General features: G+C 42.0%; 1 protein-coding gene. It reads left to right on the top strand.

From position 1 onward, the window contains the following. Nucleotides 1-250, top strand: a 250-nt coding sequence (locus tag R0J92_RS25170; protein WP_411053693.1) for a hypothetical protein, incomplete at both ends; no start/stop codon positions are given.

The raw sequence follows: 250 nt of genomic DNA on the forward strand, positions 1-250 counted from the left end.
ATATATTAGCGTTCCCAACAGTGGGCCGCCAGGCAGCTATTTTGAGATTCCTCTGCAAGTTGATTATATCCAAGGAACAGCTGTAAATGGCGCCAAAATGGCTCTTTTAAATTGTTCTAGAGTTGCCATGGAGAGTAAAGTAGGTCTCGAAGATGTTTACGGTTACCGAGTGGAGTACATGCTTGAAAATGTTTCCTTTGAACAGCAGGAGGATATAGTTTTTTCGAAGCTACAAATACAAGTCCCTGGT

This window comes from Tritonibacter sp. SIMBA_163 (assembly GCF_046535935.1).
Taxonomy (GTDB): Bacteria; Pseudomonadota; Alphaproteobacteria; order Rhodobacterales; family Rhodobacteraceae; genus Epibacterium; species Epibacterium scottomollicae.